General features: G+C 33.5%; 15 protein-coding genes. 9 read left to right on the top strand and 6 right to left on the bottom strand.

The genetic code is table 11. From position 1 onward, the window contains the following. Positions 1-74 precede the first annotated feature (74 nt). Positions 75-2183 (top strand): bifunctional diguanylate cyclase/phosphodiesterase, encoded by a 2109-nt coding sequence (locus tag ASC84_RS02480; protein ID WP_056511372.1) that lies wholly within the window; start codon positions 75-77, stop codon positions 2181-2183. A gap of 494 nt (positions 2184-2677) precedes the next feature. After that, positions 2678-3733 carry a 3-deoxy-7-phosphoheptulonate synthase gene (locus ASC84_RS02475; protein ID WP_056511371.1) on the top strand — a complete coding sequence of 352 codons (1056 nt, stop codon included), beginning with the start codon at positions 2678-2680 and terminating at the stop codon, positions 3731-3733. A 252-nt stretch (positions 3734-3985) separates the two neighbouring features. Here ASC84_RS02475 and ASC84_RS02470 read toward each other — a convergent pair whose 3' ends face one another. From ASC84_RS02470 to ASC84_RS02455, 4 genes are all read right to left on the bottom strand, one after another. Continuing rightward, on the bottom strand, positions 3986-4303 hold the full coding sequence (locus ASC84_RS02470; RefSeq protein ID WP_056511368.1) for a hypothetical protein: 318 nt from the start codon (positions 4301-4303) through the stop codon (positions 3986-3988). 59 nt (positions 4304-4362) lie between these two features. Further along, complete coding sequence (locus tag ASC84_RS02465) at positions 4363-4698, bottom strand: hypothetical protein (RefSeq protein ID WP_056511365.1); 336 nt, start codon at positions 4696-4698, stop codon at positions 4363-4365. Positions 4699-4798: 100 nt separating this feature from the next. Further along, entirely contained in the window at positions 4799-5113 is a 315-nt protein-coding gene (locus tag ASC84_RS02460; protein ID WP_227515079.1) for a hypothetical protein, read from the bottom strand. 17 nt (positions 5114-5130) lie between these two features. Continuing rightward, positions 5131-5466, bottom strand: a complete 336-nt coding sequence (locus ASC84_RS02455; protein WP_056511359.1) for a hypothetical protein — start codon at positions 5464-5466, stop codon at positions 5131-5133. 109 nt (positions 5467-5575) lie between these two features. On the opposite strand from ASC84_RS02455, the gene ASC84_RS02450 reads away from it, so the two are divergent. From ASC84_RS02450 to ASC84_RS02415, 7 genes are all read left to right on the top strand, one after another. Then, positions 5576-5923, top strand: coding sequence for a hypothetical protein (locus tag ASC84_RS02450; protein WP_056511355.1), 348 nt, complete (start codon positions 5576-5578; stop codon positions 5921-5923). A gap of 24 nt (positions 5924-5947) precedes the next feature. Continuing rightward, positions 5948-10927, top strand: a complete 4980-nt coding sequence (locus ASC84_RS22595; protein ID WP_056511351.1) for an RHS repeat protein — start codon at positions 5948-5950, stop codon at positions 10925-10927. Positions 10928-10938: 11 nt separating this feature from the next. Continuing rightward, entirely contained in the window at positions 10939-11991 is a 1053-nt protein-coding gene (locus ASC84_RS02440) for an RHS repeat domain-containing protein (RefSeq protein WP_227515078.1), read from the top strand. A 1242-nt stretch (positions 11992-13233) separates the two neighbouring features. Further along, entirely contained in the window at positions 13234-13542 is a 309-nt protein-coding gene (locus ASC84_RS02430; protein ID WP_056511345.1) for a hypothetical protein, read from the top strand. Between the two features lie 72 nt (positions 13543-13614). Next, positions 13615-13851, top strand: a complete 237-nt coding sequence (locus ASC84_RS02425; protein WP_056511342.1) for a hypothetical protein — start codon at positions 13615-13617, stop codon at positions 13849-13851. Positions 13852-13904: 53 nt separating this feature from the next. Further along, the gene (locus ASC84_RS23120; RefSeq protein ID WP_056511339.1) at positions 13905-14162 is read left to right on the top strand and encodes a hypothetical protein; all 258 of its coding nucleotides are present in this window, start codon (positions 13905-13907) and stop codon (positions 14160-14162) included. 100 nt (positions 14163-14262) lie between these two features. Further along, positions 14263-14598 (top strand): hypothetical protein, encoded by a 336-nt coding sequence (locus ASC84_RS02415; protein ID WP_056511328.1) that lies wholly within the window; start codon positions 14263-14265, stop codon positions 14596-14598. A 68-nt stretch (positions 14599-14666) separates the two neighbouring features. On the opposite strand, the gene gcvH is transcribed toward ASC84_RS02415, so the two are convergent. Both gcvH and ASC84_RS02405 read right to left on the bottom strand, forming a co-directional pair. Further along, positions 14667-15041, bottom strand: coding sequence for a glycine cleavage system protein GcvH (gene gcvH / locus ASC84_RS02410; RefSeq protein WP_056511325.1), 375 nt, complete (start codon positions 15039-15041; stop codon positions 14667-14669). A gap of 117 nt (positions 15042-15158) precedes the next feature. Beyond that, positions 15159-16190 (bottom strand): AraC family transcriptional regulator, encoded by a 1032-nt coding sequence (locus ASC84_RS02405; protein WP_004720255.1) that lies wholly within the window; start codon positions 16188-16190, stop codon positions 15159-15161. Positions 16191-16261: the final 71 nt, after the last annotated feature.

Below are 16261 nucleotides of genomic sequence, written 5' to 3'. Positions count from 1 at the left end.
GTGGTTATTTAAAATACATATAAGTTTGAACATTGGTTTATCTTAATTTTTGCGTTGATAGATAGGATTATTTTATGGCAGGCATTTATTTACCTTTGCATTCGAGTTTGAATCAGGTGGGTTCATTTCCAAAGTCTATAACTCCTCGATCTGCACAAATTTTGAATGAAGTCAAAGAAGCTTTAGATCTGATACCGCACCTTATTTGGGTGACAAAATTGGGGATTGGCTATTGTAATACCCCATTAAAAGAATTTATTGGTGTAGATACACATAATATTTGCGATTCCGATTGGATTAAATGCTTACATCCTGATGATGCAGAACATATCTATAATATTTGGATAACCGCGCAAAAAACCGGTCAACGTTTTGAAAAAGAATGTCGTATTCGCCATGTGAACGGCGACTATCAATGGTTTTTACTGATTGCTCAAAGTACGGTTTATAAACAACAGTTTTATGATTGGACCATAACCTGTACCAATATCCATGATCGTGCAACGTTATTACGCGAAACCAGCGAGTCGTTAAAAGCCAATACAGACATGCTTGATGTCAGTGTCGACTGTATCAAAATTATTACACCAGATGGTTATGTGTCACATATGAATAAATCTGGCTGTATTGCACTGCTTGGACAAGAAAAAGTAAAAACTTTTGGTATGGAATGGCTCGGACTATTGCCACCAGAAGTTCGTGAACAGGGTAAAAAAGCCATTAAAGAAGCGGCAAAAGGGAAAAATGCTAGATTTGCAGGTAAAAGTGTCTTTGGTAATCTAACCATGTATTGGGACAATATCTTAACACCTGTTGTCAATGAAAATGGTCAAACCACCAGTATTTTATGTGTTTCACGAGATATAACCAAACAACGCATTGCAGAAGAAAAACTCAGAGTGATCTGTGAATTTGATGAAATGACGAGTTTGATGAATCGTCGTGCATTTAAAAGAAGATTAAAGGCATCAATCTCTAAAGCCAGAGAGAACCGAAGCAAAATTGGATTATTACTGATTGACTTAGATCATTTTAAGCATATCAATGACACATTAGGTCATTCTGCTGGTGATCATTTGCTTAAGGTCTTGTCTAAACGTCTCGCGCATTGTTTAGATGAGAATGCCTATATCTCAAGACTTGGTGGTGATGAGTTTGCAGTGGTGATTGACCATGTTGAAAGTCATGAACAGATCGAGGCTGTTTCCAAAAAATTATTACAACAACTTGATGCGCCTATTACTTATAGCGGTAAATTGTTGAATGGTGGCATGAGTATCGGTGGTTCAATTTATCCGCATGATGCCAAAGATGGTTCAGGATTGTTGAAATGTGCAGATGCTGCTTTAAATGACCTCAAAGAACGTGGTCGTGGTGGTATTCGTATGTTTGGTGTAGACATGTTTGAAATTGCCCAAAGTAAAGCGAAGCAATTAAATACAGCACGTCAAATTATCCGTAACAATCAAGTTGAACCATTTTATCAACCTAAAGTGAAACTGGATGATTGTTCAATTATTGGTTTTGAAGCATTACTCAGATGGCGTGATGTAGAGGGCAATGTTTATTTACCCGCAACAGTTGCTGAAGCATTTAATGATTTTGAGTTAGCGACCAAAATTAGCGAAACCATGCACGATAAAATATTTACAGATATTTCTCATTGGATCAAGCAAGGCTTTAACGTTGTACCGATTTCAATCAATGCTTCACCTGTAGAGTTTATGCGGGATAATTATGCGGAAATTTTATTAAAGCGCTTGACCCAGTATGCTATTCCACATCATCTTGTTGAAGTCGAGATTACTGAACATGTTTTGGCTGATCGTGGCTATGAATATGTTATCCGTGCATTGAAAAAACTTAAACAAGAAGGCGTTCGAATTGCCTTAGATGACTTTGGAACAGGGCATTCATCGATGACGCATATTCGTGATTACCCTGTAGATAGTTTAAAAATTGACTACAACTTTGTAAATCGTATGCATGAAGAAAAGTCAATTAAAGCGATCGTGGAAGGTATTGCAAAATTAGGCCCAATTCTCTCTTTAGATATTATTGCAGAAGGGATTGAAACGATTCAGCAGCTGGAAAATTTAAGAGCCGTGGGCTGTAAATTTGGCCAAGGTTTCTTATTTAGCCAAGCAATTTGTGCAGAACAAGTGCAAGAAATGTTGCAGTAAGGGGCTTGGGATTAACCACAATGATTGGGTTAAATTGTGCCTTAACTCAATCATTTGTATTCCATACATAAAATATAGAAAAACTTTAAAAAAGGGCTTGAAAAGTCTACAGACTACAGGTATTGTAAATTCAATATAGATTTTTATGAACGACATAAAGATGAAAAAGCAACCTGTAATCGCTACTTCTTATTATTTCTGGCAATTTTTTAGATAATTGCCTGAAGTCGTTCGGGCAATGAATTGGTTGCCCATCAAAGTTAATACCTGATCGGCAACACCGATCAGGTTTTTTTATATCTGAATGTTAAAAATATTTTGAATCAATTAAGTGTAAAGATTTTGGAGAATGTCATGATGAAATTTAACTACGTATACTTTAGCAACTTTTATTGGACTTACTTTGGTCAAGTGAAAAACCTGATCGCCCATTTGAATAGATCCCATACGCTCAAATAAAAGTTCGGACTTTAGAGAGTCCAAAGGAATACATCATGAATGCACTAAATATTGCTTTACAACAAAATCAAACCTTAGAAACTCAACTCAGTTTGCCTTATGAGTTAAAAGAAAAATTTGCATTAAAACATAAGCTCGCTTTACAGCTCGCCGAGCAACGCCAAACAATTGAAAATATTCTCGATGGTACAGATGATCGTCTGTTGGTGATTACTGGCCCATGTTCTATTCATGATGAAAAATCCGCATTGGAATACGCAGATCGCTTAATACAATTACAAGAAAAAGTGTCAGATCAGATCTTTCTAGTGATGCGTGCATATATTGAAAAGCCACGTACAACAGTAGGCTGGAAAGGATTTTTATACGATCCAAATTTAGATGGGTCTGCCAATATGCAATTGGGCTTAGAAAAATCACGCCAATTGTATTTACAAATTATTGAAAAAGGCTTGCCAATCGCCAGCGAAATTCTAAGCCCTATGGCAACCGCATATTTTGATGATTTATTGGCTTGGGGTGCAATTGGTGCACGTACCAGTGAATCACAAATTCATCGTGAGATTTCAAGCCATATGCCTTTTAGTATTGGTTTTAAAAATGGTACAGATGGCTCGATTCAAATCGCTTTAGATGCAATTCAATCAGCAAGTCATCCTCATCAATTTCTTGCCATGGGTCAAAAAGGATTACCTTGTATTGTACATAGTCATGGTAATCCTTTAGCGCACATCATTTTACGTGGTTCAAATAAAGGCACAAACTATGATGCAGAATCGATCCAACAGATCCGCCAGCAGCATCAAGGGAAATTACCCGCATTGGTGATTGATTGTAGTCACGGTAACAGCAGTAAAGATCCTTTAAAGCAACCGTTGGTTTTGCAGCAAATCATTGAAGAAAGACATTTAACCCAGGTACGTGGTGTAATGCTAGAAAGTCATTTGGTGAATGGTAATCAAAAAATTTCTTGTGATATGACTTATGGTCAATCTGTTACAGACGGTTGTTTGGGTTGGAATAAGACGGAGCAATTGTTGTTGGATGTTGCAGAGCAGCTTTCGAAACAGGAGTTGTTGCGGACAGCGTAAAACACAGTATCGAATTGTGTCTTTATAATTTTAAAATAGCACTTTATAAAAAATCCCATCATATTTTTATATGATGGGATAAAGGGTAGTGTTTTATATGGCTAACTTTTACATTAGTTTTGTTGGCTTAGAATAAGGTTTAATGTATATATCTACTACTCTTTAGTTGCTATGATTTATATGATATTTCACAATGAAAGTAATTAAAAAATGACCTTAAGCAAGGACATTAATAAAACTTTATTATTCATCTTAATCTTTATGATCTATTTGTTTAATTGTACAATAAGATGCATTCCCTTGATTTTCATCGACATATAGAGTTACTTGAGGTTTTTTTCTAGCCCAATTCATTAAGAATGCTGCTAGAATTGTTTTTCTGGCTTGTGGGATGATTAAGTAACCCCAAGGATTTCTATTTTCGCAAATTCTTGGAACCTCTCTAGTTTCTAAACGGACTAACAATCCATCAGTGGTACTTGTAATATCAGAAATTCTTCCAGATACATATGTCTCAGCTGCAAAAATTTGTTGAGTTAATAACACAGAGAGCAATAGAATTTTTTTCATGTTTCAGTACCTTATATTTAAAAATTAACTTTTGAATTTAGCAATCTATCGATAGTCAATTAATCATTTAAAATATAATGATAAAACCCTTGAGCTAAAGTCCATGGTTGGAAATCTGAACAACTTTGTGCACCAGAAAAATATAAAGTTACAGATTTCTTTGTAACCTGAGCAGTAAGTAATACAGCAAATAATTTACTGCAATTCGATGGAGAAATTTCATTTAAAGTTGTTGAGGTACTACAGAGTATAGGACTGCTTAAACCACCTACTGTGTTAGCTAAAAGTCCACCAGTTTTGGGATTTATAGACACACCACTCACTCTTCCAGTGCAACTCGCAGCAAAGATAGATTGATTAATCAAAATAAGTATTAGAAAAATAATTTTTTTCATTAGTATCACCTTTTAATTAAATTCAATAAAATTAGTTTCTTAAGAAGAAATTTTTGGTACTGTAGTAGTAAGTGATGTCAAAGTATAAAAATTTCTTGAATTACCACATTCTTACCATCCATGGTACGGTTACATAATCAGTTTCATCACAATTATAATTGTCCTGCCAATAGCGCAAAGTTATATTCTTTTTCATCGCATATGCTTGCATTAAGATACCTAAGTATGGCTTCGTTGATGGTTTTGACCATGAGCCAATCTGTTTCCAAGATTCTTGACCATTTTGAGATTTAAGCAGTGCTAATAAATCAGTTTCTTGTGTCTGAATTTGCATTACTTTATAAGGACCACAATCCACCTGAGCAAAAGAGATATTGCAGAAAAATGCACTAATAAAAATAATTATAATTTTCATAAGCATACCTTGCTAAATTAATAAATATGAAACCAAACGATAGATGGTCTACCATCTGATGAACATCCATCTAAATAAACATCTACAAATTTCTTACTTAAGTAAGCTGCGTAAAGTGAGGCATATGTTCTTTTTCCATTTGTAGTGCTAGCGTCAAAACGGAATTGATTTACATTTTTATATGGACAAGACAAAGTGTTACCAAAAGGCTCCCCTGACAAGCTTGCATAACATGTTCCGTCTACATGGTGGCATCCAATACTAAGAATTTTTCTTGCATAAATTTCTTCAGCAGCAAATGAAACAATACTGGTTACCATTAACATCAAAATCAGCATAATTTTCTTTATCATTTTAGTCTTCCTAATTAATTTATGGATTAATTGTGTTTAACTTGTATTTTTTCTTAAAAATATGTATTTTTTATATACAACTTATTAGAAAAAGTAAATAGGGTTAAAAATGAAAAAAGTAGTGCTCTTTGTTTTGTTGATGTCTCAACTAGTGTTTGTTGGGAATGCTTTAGCCAGTGACTACACTGGAAAAGTTGAATCTATTTTAGTACGTGATCACGATGGTTTAGTTTACATTTATGTGAGTGGTACTCGTTCATCGAATACTCCAAATTGTGCAAACAAGCAAGCTTATATGATGATTAAAAATGAAAACAGTCCTACAGGAAAAAGGCAACTGGGAATGTTGATGATGGCTCAAGCTACTAATAAAACAGTAATTATAGTTGGTGCAAATACATGTACGAGATGGTATGACGGTGAAGATATAGAAATGGTTATACTTAATCGAAAATAAAAATTAATAAAATGGATAGCATTTATGAAAATAATATTAAGTTTTGTTTTAAGTCTATTGAGTTCGATACTTTATGCTGGACCAATAGATTGGTCTGTTGCAATGACATCTTTTCCATCAGACCAAAGTGTGGGTGATACAGGACAAGAAAAAACACCCAATGGTTACGTCGATTTAATGAGTGGTAACCTTGTTTATGACGTGCCTGAAGTCACATTAAAAGGTGAGAGAGGACTGAATTTCACCTTGTCTCGTTCTTATGGAAAGGTAAACAATGGTTTTCGCTCTATGGGGAACTGGGAGCTAGAGTCACCAAGATTGGTGATGATGACAGGGGCATCTACAAAACTTCAAGGCGATGGCGGAGCTGGTATATGCATAGCCAATGGAGATGCCAAAACTGGCAACAATAGTTTTGGAAATCCTATCTACGATACGAATATTATTGATGGCGGATATAAAAATGAAACTAGAGAAGATTTTTTATCATTAGCTAATGCGAACTATTTTAAAAATTTAGCTTACGCAATTGCTGTATCTACAGCAGCACAAAGAAATGTTGATCCGCGATCAAATGAAAATGTTGGATTAGCGTTTCAAATTGATACCAGAATTCCTTATAACCCCTTAGGTGGAATACCTGGGATGAATACTACTGTTCCAGATGCGCTACAAACTTATAGTAACTTATTGTTATCTGAAAATAAAAAAGACAATGAAGCTGTAATTAATGCGTTAGTTACTAATTTAAATATTTCATTGTTTATGTATAAAATTGCTCTTGAAAATAATAAAATAATAAAAGTATCTATTAGAACTAATTATGGTGTGAAGGAGATTTATAAAAACTCAAATAGCTATGATGTATTTGCTAAAGAATTAGTTGAAAATTTTAGTAGTAGTTTACTAGGAATGCAAAATATTGATATTAGTTTTTATATTAAGGGTTCTAATTCACCAGTAGTTTTAAAAGATGGGAATGGAAGGCCAGTCAATATGGCTGGCTTTATTACTTCTGTAAATACAAATGCATATGCAAATACATTATTGGCACTACTTGAGAAAAAATGGAATGGCTATGGTGTTGTTGATTCAATAAAGTGGGATTACTCAAGAACTTATACATCTAAAACGGATTTTTCTTTATATTCACAGGTGGACACTCGCCAAAGACCAATTACACTGTATCTTCCTGGTCAAAAAAATATTACATTCTATCCAATTAAAAGTAATGTAGCTGGTTATCCTCAATCAGCTCGTTATATCTCACAAGATAACTGGTTTATTTCATGTGAAAATGGTGGAAATGATTTTAGAGTACGAGCTCCGAATGGGACTAATTATTTATTTCCTAGTCAAAATAGAGAAAACCAAACAGGCTTTCCAACTGTATTTGCAAGTCAATATATTGCTGGACGTGTAAGCATTTATGCCTCAAAAGTAGAAAATCAGTTTGGTGAATCCTATCTCATGAATTATCATAAGATAGAAAATACCAATCAAACCTATCAAGGCTATAATAATTCAGCTAAATTATTTTTAGAAAGTATTAAGCATCAACTTGATGGGAAAGATATATCAGCCAATGATGAAGTGATATTGTCATATGCTAAATATAAAAATGGATCAATAGTTACAGAAAATAAAAATGATTTTTCTAATTTCGAAGGTGACGTGGTTTTAACTAAAATTAACCGATACATAAATAATAAATATTTAGTATGGAAAGCCTATGTATATTATCAAGGGAGTAACAGTAACTATCTAAATAATGACACTATTCCAGGTAGTACCAATACTGTTAGTCAGGTTCAAAATAAACAAGCTGCAAGTGTCTATTTGAGAACTGTTGGTGATGTAAGTGGAGATGCTATTACATATGATTATGGTGGACCGTATCGAATCGTAGGAAACCATCCTAAGTCTGTTAATGGTGTTACTTCACAAGGCTATATGTGGTTTTATAGTGATTTGACTGGGATTAAATATTTTAAAGGCTCCTCAAATGGTCTTGTAAATGCGAAATCTGTTGGTTGGTCATACTATCTATTTAACGAGTCTCGTCCAGGCTTTGTTGAAACTAAATCATTTAAAGTAAACAGTTCTAGCTATACAGGCGTAGATGTTAATCCATTACAAATTATCTATAACTACGGTCGAAATAAAGATAACAAAGAACAAACAACAACAGTAACAACCAAGGACAATACGACAGGTTTATCTAAAGTATATGTTTATATCATGAATGCTTTTGAAGGTGGTAGTGCTGAAAGTTTTCAACATGGGCTACTTAAAAAAGTAACAATTGATGCACGTACAGAATCCTATAATTGGACAACATTAAACCCTATTGGACAGAAGCCAAAAACAACTAGCGATAACTATACTGATTATGAAGATGTGTTATTTGTTAGGTTATATTTCAAAACGATTAATCATCATGGTACATATAGCACAATTTATAGTAAATTTGATCAATATGGTAATCCACAAGTAACTGAATTTACAGGTTTAAATGGCTCTCGCTCAATTTCGTTACCAGTTACGTATATTGCTTATTTTAATGCAGACCCTACAAATGCTTCAGTTAATGATGGTAGTTTACCATGGATTATAGGTTTACCTCGTGAAAAGGCTTCAGGATACTACACTACACAATCTCTTGAATATGATGCTCAAGGTGCAATCACGAAGGAGAGCAAAGAAGGACGTATCACCAAATTTAAATATGAAACTGTTTCATTTAGTTCATGTTTAGGTAACCTTGCTGATTTTGCTTGGTCAAAATTTGCTAGTTGTTTCTCCGATTATGTTGCTGGAGATAAACATACTGGTTTACCAATGGAAGTTGATGTAGGCAATGGTCAACAAATTACTCAATACTCTGCCTATAAAAAAGGTGTACCCGCCAATATTCGTTTAGCCAATGGTGGCCTAGAAACCAATGTGATCGATGACTTTGGTAATATTATTTTCCATACAGATGCAGATGGTGTTCGTTCACAAAACCAATATGACGATGCAGGTCGTTTAAAAATTGAAACACCAGTTATTGGTTTAAGCTATACGACTATTGATTACAATGGTTTAAACATTGTAAGAACAATGCAAAATGGCGCAAGTTATAACAAAACAGAAAAATATAATGGTGATGGTTTACTGATCTATTCTGCTGCAAATACATCAAATAAGACGGTGGTAAATTCAAGTAAATATGATGCTTTTGGAAATGTAATCTATAGTTCAAATCCATCTGCTGGAGGTACAAGTGAGGGGATTTCCACAAGTTATGATGTCTTTGACCGACCAAAAACTGTAATTGATAATGGCGTAACCGTAAACTACTGCTATCAATCATGTGGTGGGCGTAACGGTGCTATTGCATTAACAACAGATGCTTATGGTGTTACTGAAACTGATTATTTGGCTGCTGGCGATTTTAGTGCAAATCTAAAAACACTGGTCAGTCGTAAAGGTGGTGATGGTTCTGTATTCACAACCTCAACTGAATATAATTTAGGTCTGTTAAAACCAACTTTTGCAGCTTCAGGTGCTTCAACACAAAGTTATACCTATAACAGTAATGGCACATTAGCGACCGAAAAAGACAATAGTATCAATGGGCAAAAGGGTTATGGTTATGATGCGACTGGGCGAATTAAAACCATTAGCCATCAAGATGGTTCAGTCGAAACAATTGAATATTATCCAATCAATGATTTGATTCGTTCTCGGGCTTGGCACGGTATAACCACCAATTATGGTTATAGCTTAGCAGGACGTTTAAATTCAACCAATAATGCCAATACTTCACAAGGCTATGGTCGTGATGGTTTTGGTCGTGTTGTAACACTGACACAAAATATAAATTCCAATAATGCTAATTATGGTTATACCACTACATTTGGTTATAACAACTTGAATCAAGTGGTTTCGATTATTTATCCAAACGGCAAATCTGTGAATTTGTCAGATCAAAATGCTTTGGGTGAAGTCTATTCAATACCTAGTGTGATTCAAGGGCTTAACTACAATATATTGAGTCAACTTACATCTGTACAAGCAAATGCTGACGTGGCTTGGACATATTCGTACTCAAACAATGGTTTACCTACAGGTGTAAGTTCTACCAGTTTAAATAAATGTGTACTCAATATTGGTTATGGCTATGATGCATTAAATCGTATCAATAGAATGAGTGATCATTGCGGTGCGACCTATAACGCCACAATTGACCGTTTTGGTACAGGCTTAATGAAACAGGTTGAGCTTGATCAGGCACGTTATCAGTATTTATATAACAATGATGATATTAGTTCAGTCAATATTACCTCTAAGAGTCAAATCGTTGCACCTGCTTCCTACACTTATAACTATGTGAATGGCACATCACGTTTAGCGAATGTTAGTGGTTCAGCATATAACTTTAGCTATGATGCGATGGGGAATGTCACTAATGATGGCGTCCGTGCCTTAGATTATGATGCTTACTATCGTATCAGTAAAAATGGTAATGAAAGCTATATCTATAATACAGATGGTTTGCGTGTTCGCGCAGTTCGTGATGATGGTATTACTGACTATGTTTATGATTCAGCAGGCAATCTGGTCTATGACATCAACCATCAATCAGGTTATAGCAAAGCCTATGTTTATGTTGCTGGAAAATTAGTTGCAACTTTAGAACGTTATCCAGATGCCAACAGTAAAGGCTTTGATTTGATGAATGATTTCGAAGGGGCTGAGTTTGGTATCAATAGCTTGTTAGAGAGTTATGTGGATAGCGATGATGATGGTTTACCTGATTATATTGAACGCTTTATCGGTTCTGACCCAAATAATCCAGATTCAGATGGTGATGGTCACAAAGATGGTTATGAGTATAAATTACTGGGTGCAAAAGGTGTTTTAGACCCGCTGATTCAACCAAGTGAGCCTGATCCTAATGAAGATATGGCAGCATGGTTGCCTGCAATCTTAGATATGATCTTAGAAGATGACTAAGGGGATAAATCATGAAAACAAAAATGAAAAATAACAATATGCAGCCAAATAAGATCTGGTTAATAACAGTTCAATTGATTGTATTAAGTCTCTTCCTCGTTCTTAGTCAGCTTACGCTGGCTAAGGATCGGATTCAATATCATGTCCAGAACTTTGATGGTTCAACCTTAAAAGTGATCAATGAACAGGGCGTGGTCAGTCAGTCTTATCAATACGCGCCTTTTGGTCAACAACTGCAATATAAGAAACCAAGCAATTTAAAGAATCCCAATGCTTTTGTTGGTGGGGTTCAAGATGCAGGTGATTTGGTTTACTTAAAGGCACGACACTATAACCCTGTGTTGGGGAGGTTTTATCAGCCTGATCCAGTGACTTATATTATGAAAGGTCATGGGCAGACTAATCGTTATCAGTATGGTTGGAATGATAGTTATAGTTTTAGAGATCCTGATGGAAAGTTGACAGTTTATTTTGGAGGGGCTGGATTGAATGGTAACTATATTAAGGACCAAGTAGAAGCCTTTATGCTGTCAAATATTAAGAACGTATTTGCTGGACCAATTGAATATTCTATTGGAGGGCTTGGTGAATGGATGATTGATGGACCAATGACTATAAGAATGCGTTATGGTTATAATAACAATTTAAATATGAATATTTCTTTGCCAGAATATATGGTAAAAAATTCAAAAAATGAACAGTTTAATTTAATTGGCTATTCCTATGGTTCTATAGTAGCTGCTGATTTAGCTTCCTATTATTCTAAAATTAATACAAAAATTGATAATTTAGTGCTAATAGGCTCACCTATATCTAGTTCTTATTTGGAGCGTCTTTCTAATGATAGTAACATTAAAAATATTATTATTGTTAATTTAACTAAACATGGAGATCCAATCTATGCTGGAATGGGAGCCATAGAACTTATAGCGAATGTTGGTAAATTGGCGGAGCAAAAAAAAATTGGTGGTATAGGGCACTTTTATTATGAGCCTAATACCCCAGAAGTTGCACAACGTAGAAGAGATTTAGCAAATTACTTATATCAACAAGGGTTAAGATAATATGATCTTTTTCTTAACTGAAAATTTCAGATTTATTTTTTAGTTCTATGGTTATCTAACAGAGTACTTTAATAGGAAAAATTTAGATGAAGAAGAAGATAGTATTTTCTAGTGTAGATTTTTTTAAATCTACACTAGCTTTTATCTTAATAACATATCCTTTATATTGCTACATTAAAAGTCAGCTTATTTTAAAACTTGAAAATGATTGGTTTTTAGGAGTGATTATTTGGATTTTCTTAATTTTAACTGGTTTTGTTTATTTATTTTCATTTATTATAAAAATAATATTTTTTAGAAATGAAATATTTATTTCAAAGAGGTATGTTAAATTTGTTAATTATTATGTTTTTTTTGTTTTTTTGTTTTTATTTTTTTTACCAATTATAAATGTAATCTTGAAGAAGATAAAGTAAATGGTGTTCGATATGTATCACATATTAATGCTTTTATCTATTATAATAAGTGGGTGTGAATTAATGAAAAATAATAATAATTTTTATATGGCAGCCTGGAGTATAAAAATGTAAAAGATATATTATTAATTTTAAATGATGGAAAAGTTTATTTTATTGGTGAACCACCATGTACATTGTCAAAAATAAGAATATTATCTGAGAAGAAAATGGTGTTTGTTAGTTTGAGAATTAGTGAATTACCAATTGATTTGAGGGAAAGGTTGGAAACATGTAACTGGAAAATTGAAGAGTTTTATAATTAAATACCTACTGAAATAAAAATTGACAAGATAGACCAAGAATATATAAGAAGGAGTAAAATACATCCATGATTTAAATTTTAATTATTTAATAAGGAATATAGAGATAAAGTAACTTTATATTTTATTCTAAACTATGTAGGTGGAATAAGGTTCCTTTAAAATTGATTAATTATTAATTTACACTTATTGATAGGGTGGTATATGATTAATTTAAAAAATTCAAGAAAATTTCATTAGTGATTATAGAGGATTATTACAGTATTTTTCTGAATACATAGCCTTTATTAGTGTGGAGTATGCGAATATAAAAGCATATTGTAAATTAATTAATAAATTTTTACCATGTATAGAATTTTTTTATCTATTCTATACAAAAATAATGGTTTATCCCTCATTGAGGACAGTACTACCACAAATGAAATAATGCATACTGCTTTTGTTATGAATCTAAGAATCAAAGAGGGTCATCAACAGAGGCTAAAATTAGCCGGATACCTTTACAAAAAAGGTTTAAGATAAAAATGAATCGAATTTTAAGTATATTAAATATGCTAATATCAATAATCATTTTTTTAATATTATTATTTCCAGCTTCTATCTATGTATATAGTCAATATCTTATAAAGGTTGAGAATGATTGGGTAACAGGAATTTTAATTTGGACTAGCATATTTTTTTCTATTTTTTTAAAAATATTATGGGTGGTTGTGTGTGATTATTTTTCTTACGTTGAAGACAGGGTGGTAGTTAAAAAAATTAATTATTCTTCTGTTTTTATTTTATTTTTTTTAGTGCTTTTACCGTTTATTGAGTCAATATTAAAAAAATAATTTAAGAAGAATAAATAAAAGTGGCTAGAAATTGAATTCCTGTATTTGTTAATTCGTGGGTTAAGTAATAATATGGATTACAATCAATTAATTGATAAAATTGAAAAGTTTGTTAACAAAGATGATATCTCACTTAAAAACACTCAAGAGATTGAAGTTCTTTTGGAAAATTTAATTATTAAAGATGAATTAATTACTGAAACAATTTTATTTTTAGCATCATATAGACCTGGAGGTGGTGAATATATGAATGATGAAAGCCAAATTGCTCAACAATTAAACAAAGTTTTAGTAATTTTAAAAAAGTGAATATGGAACACGTGGTTAATATAATTTTTAAGAATAGGCTTAGGGTGATTATTATGGAATATAATGTTTTTTCTTACACAGAAAATTCCAAGAGTAATATTGTCTTGGTAATTGAGCCATGGATATTGATTTACAATATGCCTTCTAAATCTACGATAAAATTTTATTACTCCAGTTCAAGTAAGTTGATTGAGATATCGGGTTTTAAAGATAATTATCTCAATGTATATTTTGATTTTGATAAAATAAGAGTCGAATTAGATGAAATTGATATTACCAATCAATATCCATTGGATAAACTATTAAAATAATTAATTTTTTATTAATATGTATGTAGTGGATTTTGAAATATTGGTTTTATTAAAAAATAGTTGGGTTCTAAATTAATATTTTTATTTGGACTGTAAAAGAATGAAAAAAATAATCATAGCATTTTGTTTTAATCTACTATTTTGCAGTTCTGTATTTGCAAATAGTCCATTCTCACCCACAAAAATAAGTGGATTAGTCGTACATGATAACGGAACAGATATAATTATTGAATTGAAAGCTAATGTAGCGACTGGTGAGGGATGTCAAATAGCAAATCAAGTAGTATTAAGAAAAACTCATCCATTATTCAAAGAAGTGTATGCTGCACTTTTATCTGCTTTTCATAGCCAAACTGTAATTCAAGGTTGGATTAATGGTTGCCATACTATAGGAGAAAGTAGACCTATTCTTACTCGACTTGATTTAAGGAAATAGTATTAATCTAATTTAAGAGAAACAAAAAGACCAGAACATTCTGGTCTTTTTAATGAAGCTTTTAAAACTTAAAGCCCTGCTTCATATTCGCTATTGCTGAGCAGCTTTTCAACATCTGCAATATTGTCTGGTTTAATTTTATAAATCCAACCTTTGCCGTACGGGTCGTCATTCACAAAATCTGGATCATCTTCGAGTGCAGTATTCACTTCTACAACTTCACCCGAAACAGGCGCATGAATATCAGATGCTGTTTTAACGGATTCAACTACACCAGCCTGAGCGCCAGCAACTACATGACTACCTACTTCAGGCGCTTCAACGTAGACTAAGTCGCCTAAAGCATCTTGAGCATGGTCAGAAATACCAGTAACCACAAGATCACCTTCAATTTTTACCCATTCATGTGTAGCTGCATATTTCAAATCTGAAGGATGATTCATAATGACTCCATTAATCAATTTATTTTTGGCACGAGTTATACAGGTTTTTTAATCAAAACAGAAAGCAGAGATACTGATAAACTTATTCATCGAAACAAATAATTGTGATAAATCACATTATAAGTATGGGTCTTTGCGCCAACTACTTGGGCTACGACCACTCCAGCGTTTAAATGCACGACTAAAGTTTGCAACATCACTATATCCGAGTTCATCTGCAATTTGTTCCAGTGTATAATCAGTACGTGACAGTAACGATGTGGCATGGCGATAACGTACTTCATCTACCAGTGTAGAGAAAGAAGTACCTTCTGCAGCCAACTGACGCTTTAATGTACGGTCTGACATATGCAGACGATCTGCGACATTTTCAATACTTAAATAATGCTGTTCCGAATGAGTCAAGATATCACGTACACGCATCGCCAAACGACGTCTTTCACCCAAAGCTGAAAGTTCTGCTTCACATTGATTAATCGCAATTTGACTGGCAATCGGGTCAGCATTGACCATTTTTAAGCCCAAGTAGGATTTGTCAAAACTTGCAATGAGGTGTGGCTGTTCAAAACGCATATTGTATTGCTTTGCCAGTTTCTCGATGTATTTGTCAAAGCCATCAGGCTTGGGAAAATCAAAGTCGATATCGCCATGCAAATAATCAATACCAGTCAAAGCTTTTGCCATGGTCATAATACCAAAGGTTAGCCCCATCACAATTTCTGTGCGCAAAGGTTCGATTTCGATATCACATTGCAATTGAAGTGTGGCTTTTTCACCAAAAGTTGAAAAATACAATTGTAGAAAGGGCATACGCAACTGGATAAAACGGTTGGCTAAGACAAGCGCATCGGTAATATCGTGTGCTGTCATGATGGCATAACCAATAAAGCCATGGATTGAAATACGCATTTGTGTACCAAGATGAAAGCCTAAGGTGCTTTCACCTGTAAGTTTTAATGCGTGTTTAATCAATTCATTGGCAAGTGGTGTCGGAATCCGACACTCAGGATCTGCTAACTGTTCGCTGGTAAAATTAAAGGGTGCGAACAGTGTTTCTGCGCTATATCCCCAACGAGAAACAATATCTAATAATAATAGTCCATAAACACCAGGAATTCCCTGATCTTGGCGAGCTGAGACTGTTTTCATGTGCTTTCCATTGCTCTGAACATTGTTTTTACTTGTTTAATCATATTGTCATGATATGGAAAAACCCTTAA

This window comes from Acinetobacter sp. Root1280 (genome assembly GCF_001425285.1).
GTDB lineage: Bacteria > Pseudomonadota > Gammaproteobacteria > Pseudomonadales > Moraxellaceae > Acinetobacter > Acinetobacter guillouiae.
This window is presented reverse-complemented; position numbering and strand designations above follow the sequence as displayed.

Excerpts from the sequence above, each read along its gene's own strand:
- ASC84_RS02480 (WP_056511372.1), top strand. The coding sequence starts at position 75 with ATGGCAGGCATTTATTTACCTTTGCATTCGAGTTTGAATCAGGTGGGT.
- ASC84_RS02475 (WP_056511371.1), top strand. The coding sequence starts at position 2,678 with ATGAATGCACTAAATATTGCTTTACAACAAAATCAAACCTTAGAAACT.
- ASC84_RS02470 (WP_056511368.1), bottom strand. The coding sequence starts at position 4,303 with ATGAAAAAAATTCTATTGCTCTCTGTGTTATTAACTCAACAAATTTTT.
- ASC84_RS02465 (WP_056511365.1), bottom strand. The coding sequence starts at position 4,698 with ATGAAAAAAATTATTTTTCTAATACTTATTTTGATTAATCAATCTATC.
- ASC84_RS02460 (WP_227515079.1), bottom strand. The coding sequence starts at position 5,113 with ATGAAAATTATAATTATTTTTATTAGTGCATTTTTCTGCAATATCTCT.
- ASC84_RS02455 (WP_056511359.1), bottom strand. The coding sequence starts at position 5,466 with ATGATAAAGAAAATTATGCTGATTTTGATGTTAATGGTAACCAGTATT.
- ASC84_RS02450 (WP_056511355.1), top strand. The coding sequence starts at position 5,576 with ATGAAAAAAGTAGTGCTCTTTGTTTTGTTGATGTCTCAACTAGTGTTT.
- ASC84_RS22595 (WP_056511351.1), top strand. The coding sequence starts at position 5,948 with ATGAAAATAATATTAAGTTTTGTTTTAAGTCTATTGAGTTCGATACTT.
- ASC84_RS02440 (WP_227515078.1), top strand. The coding sequence starts at position 10,939 with ATGAAAACAAAAATGAAAAATAACAATATGCAGCCAAATAAGATCTGG.
- ASC84_RS02430 (WP_056511345.1), top strand. The coding sequence starts at position 13,234 with ATGAATCGAATTTTAAGTATATTAAATATGCTAATATCAATAATCATT.
- ASC84_RS02425 (WP_056511342.1), top strand. The coding sequence starts at position 13,615 with ATGGATTACAATCAATTAATTGATAAAATTGAAAAGTTTGTTAACAAA.
- ASC84_RS23120 (WP_056511339.1), top strand. The coding sequence starts at position 13,905 with ATGGAATATAATGTTTTTTCTTACACAGAAAATTCCAAGAGTAATATT.
- ASC84_RS02415 (WP_056511328.1), top strand. The coding sequence starts at position 14,263 with ATGAAAAAAATAATCATAGCATTTTGTTTTAATCTACTATTTTGCAGT.
- gcvH (WP_056511325.1), bottom strand. The coding sequence starts at position 15,041 with ATGAATCATCCTTCAGATTTGAAATATGCAGCTACACATGAATGGGTA.
- ASC84_RS02405 (WP_004720255.1), bottom strand. The coding sequence starts at position 16,190 with ATGAAAACAGTCTCAGCTCGCCAAGATCAGGGAATTCCTGGTGTTTAT.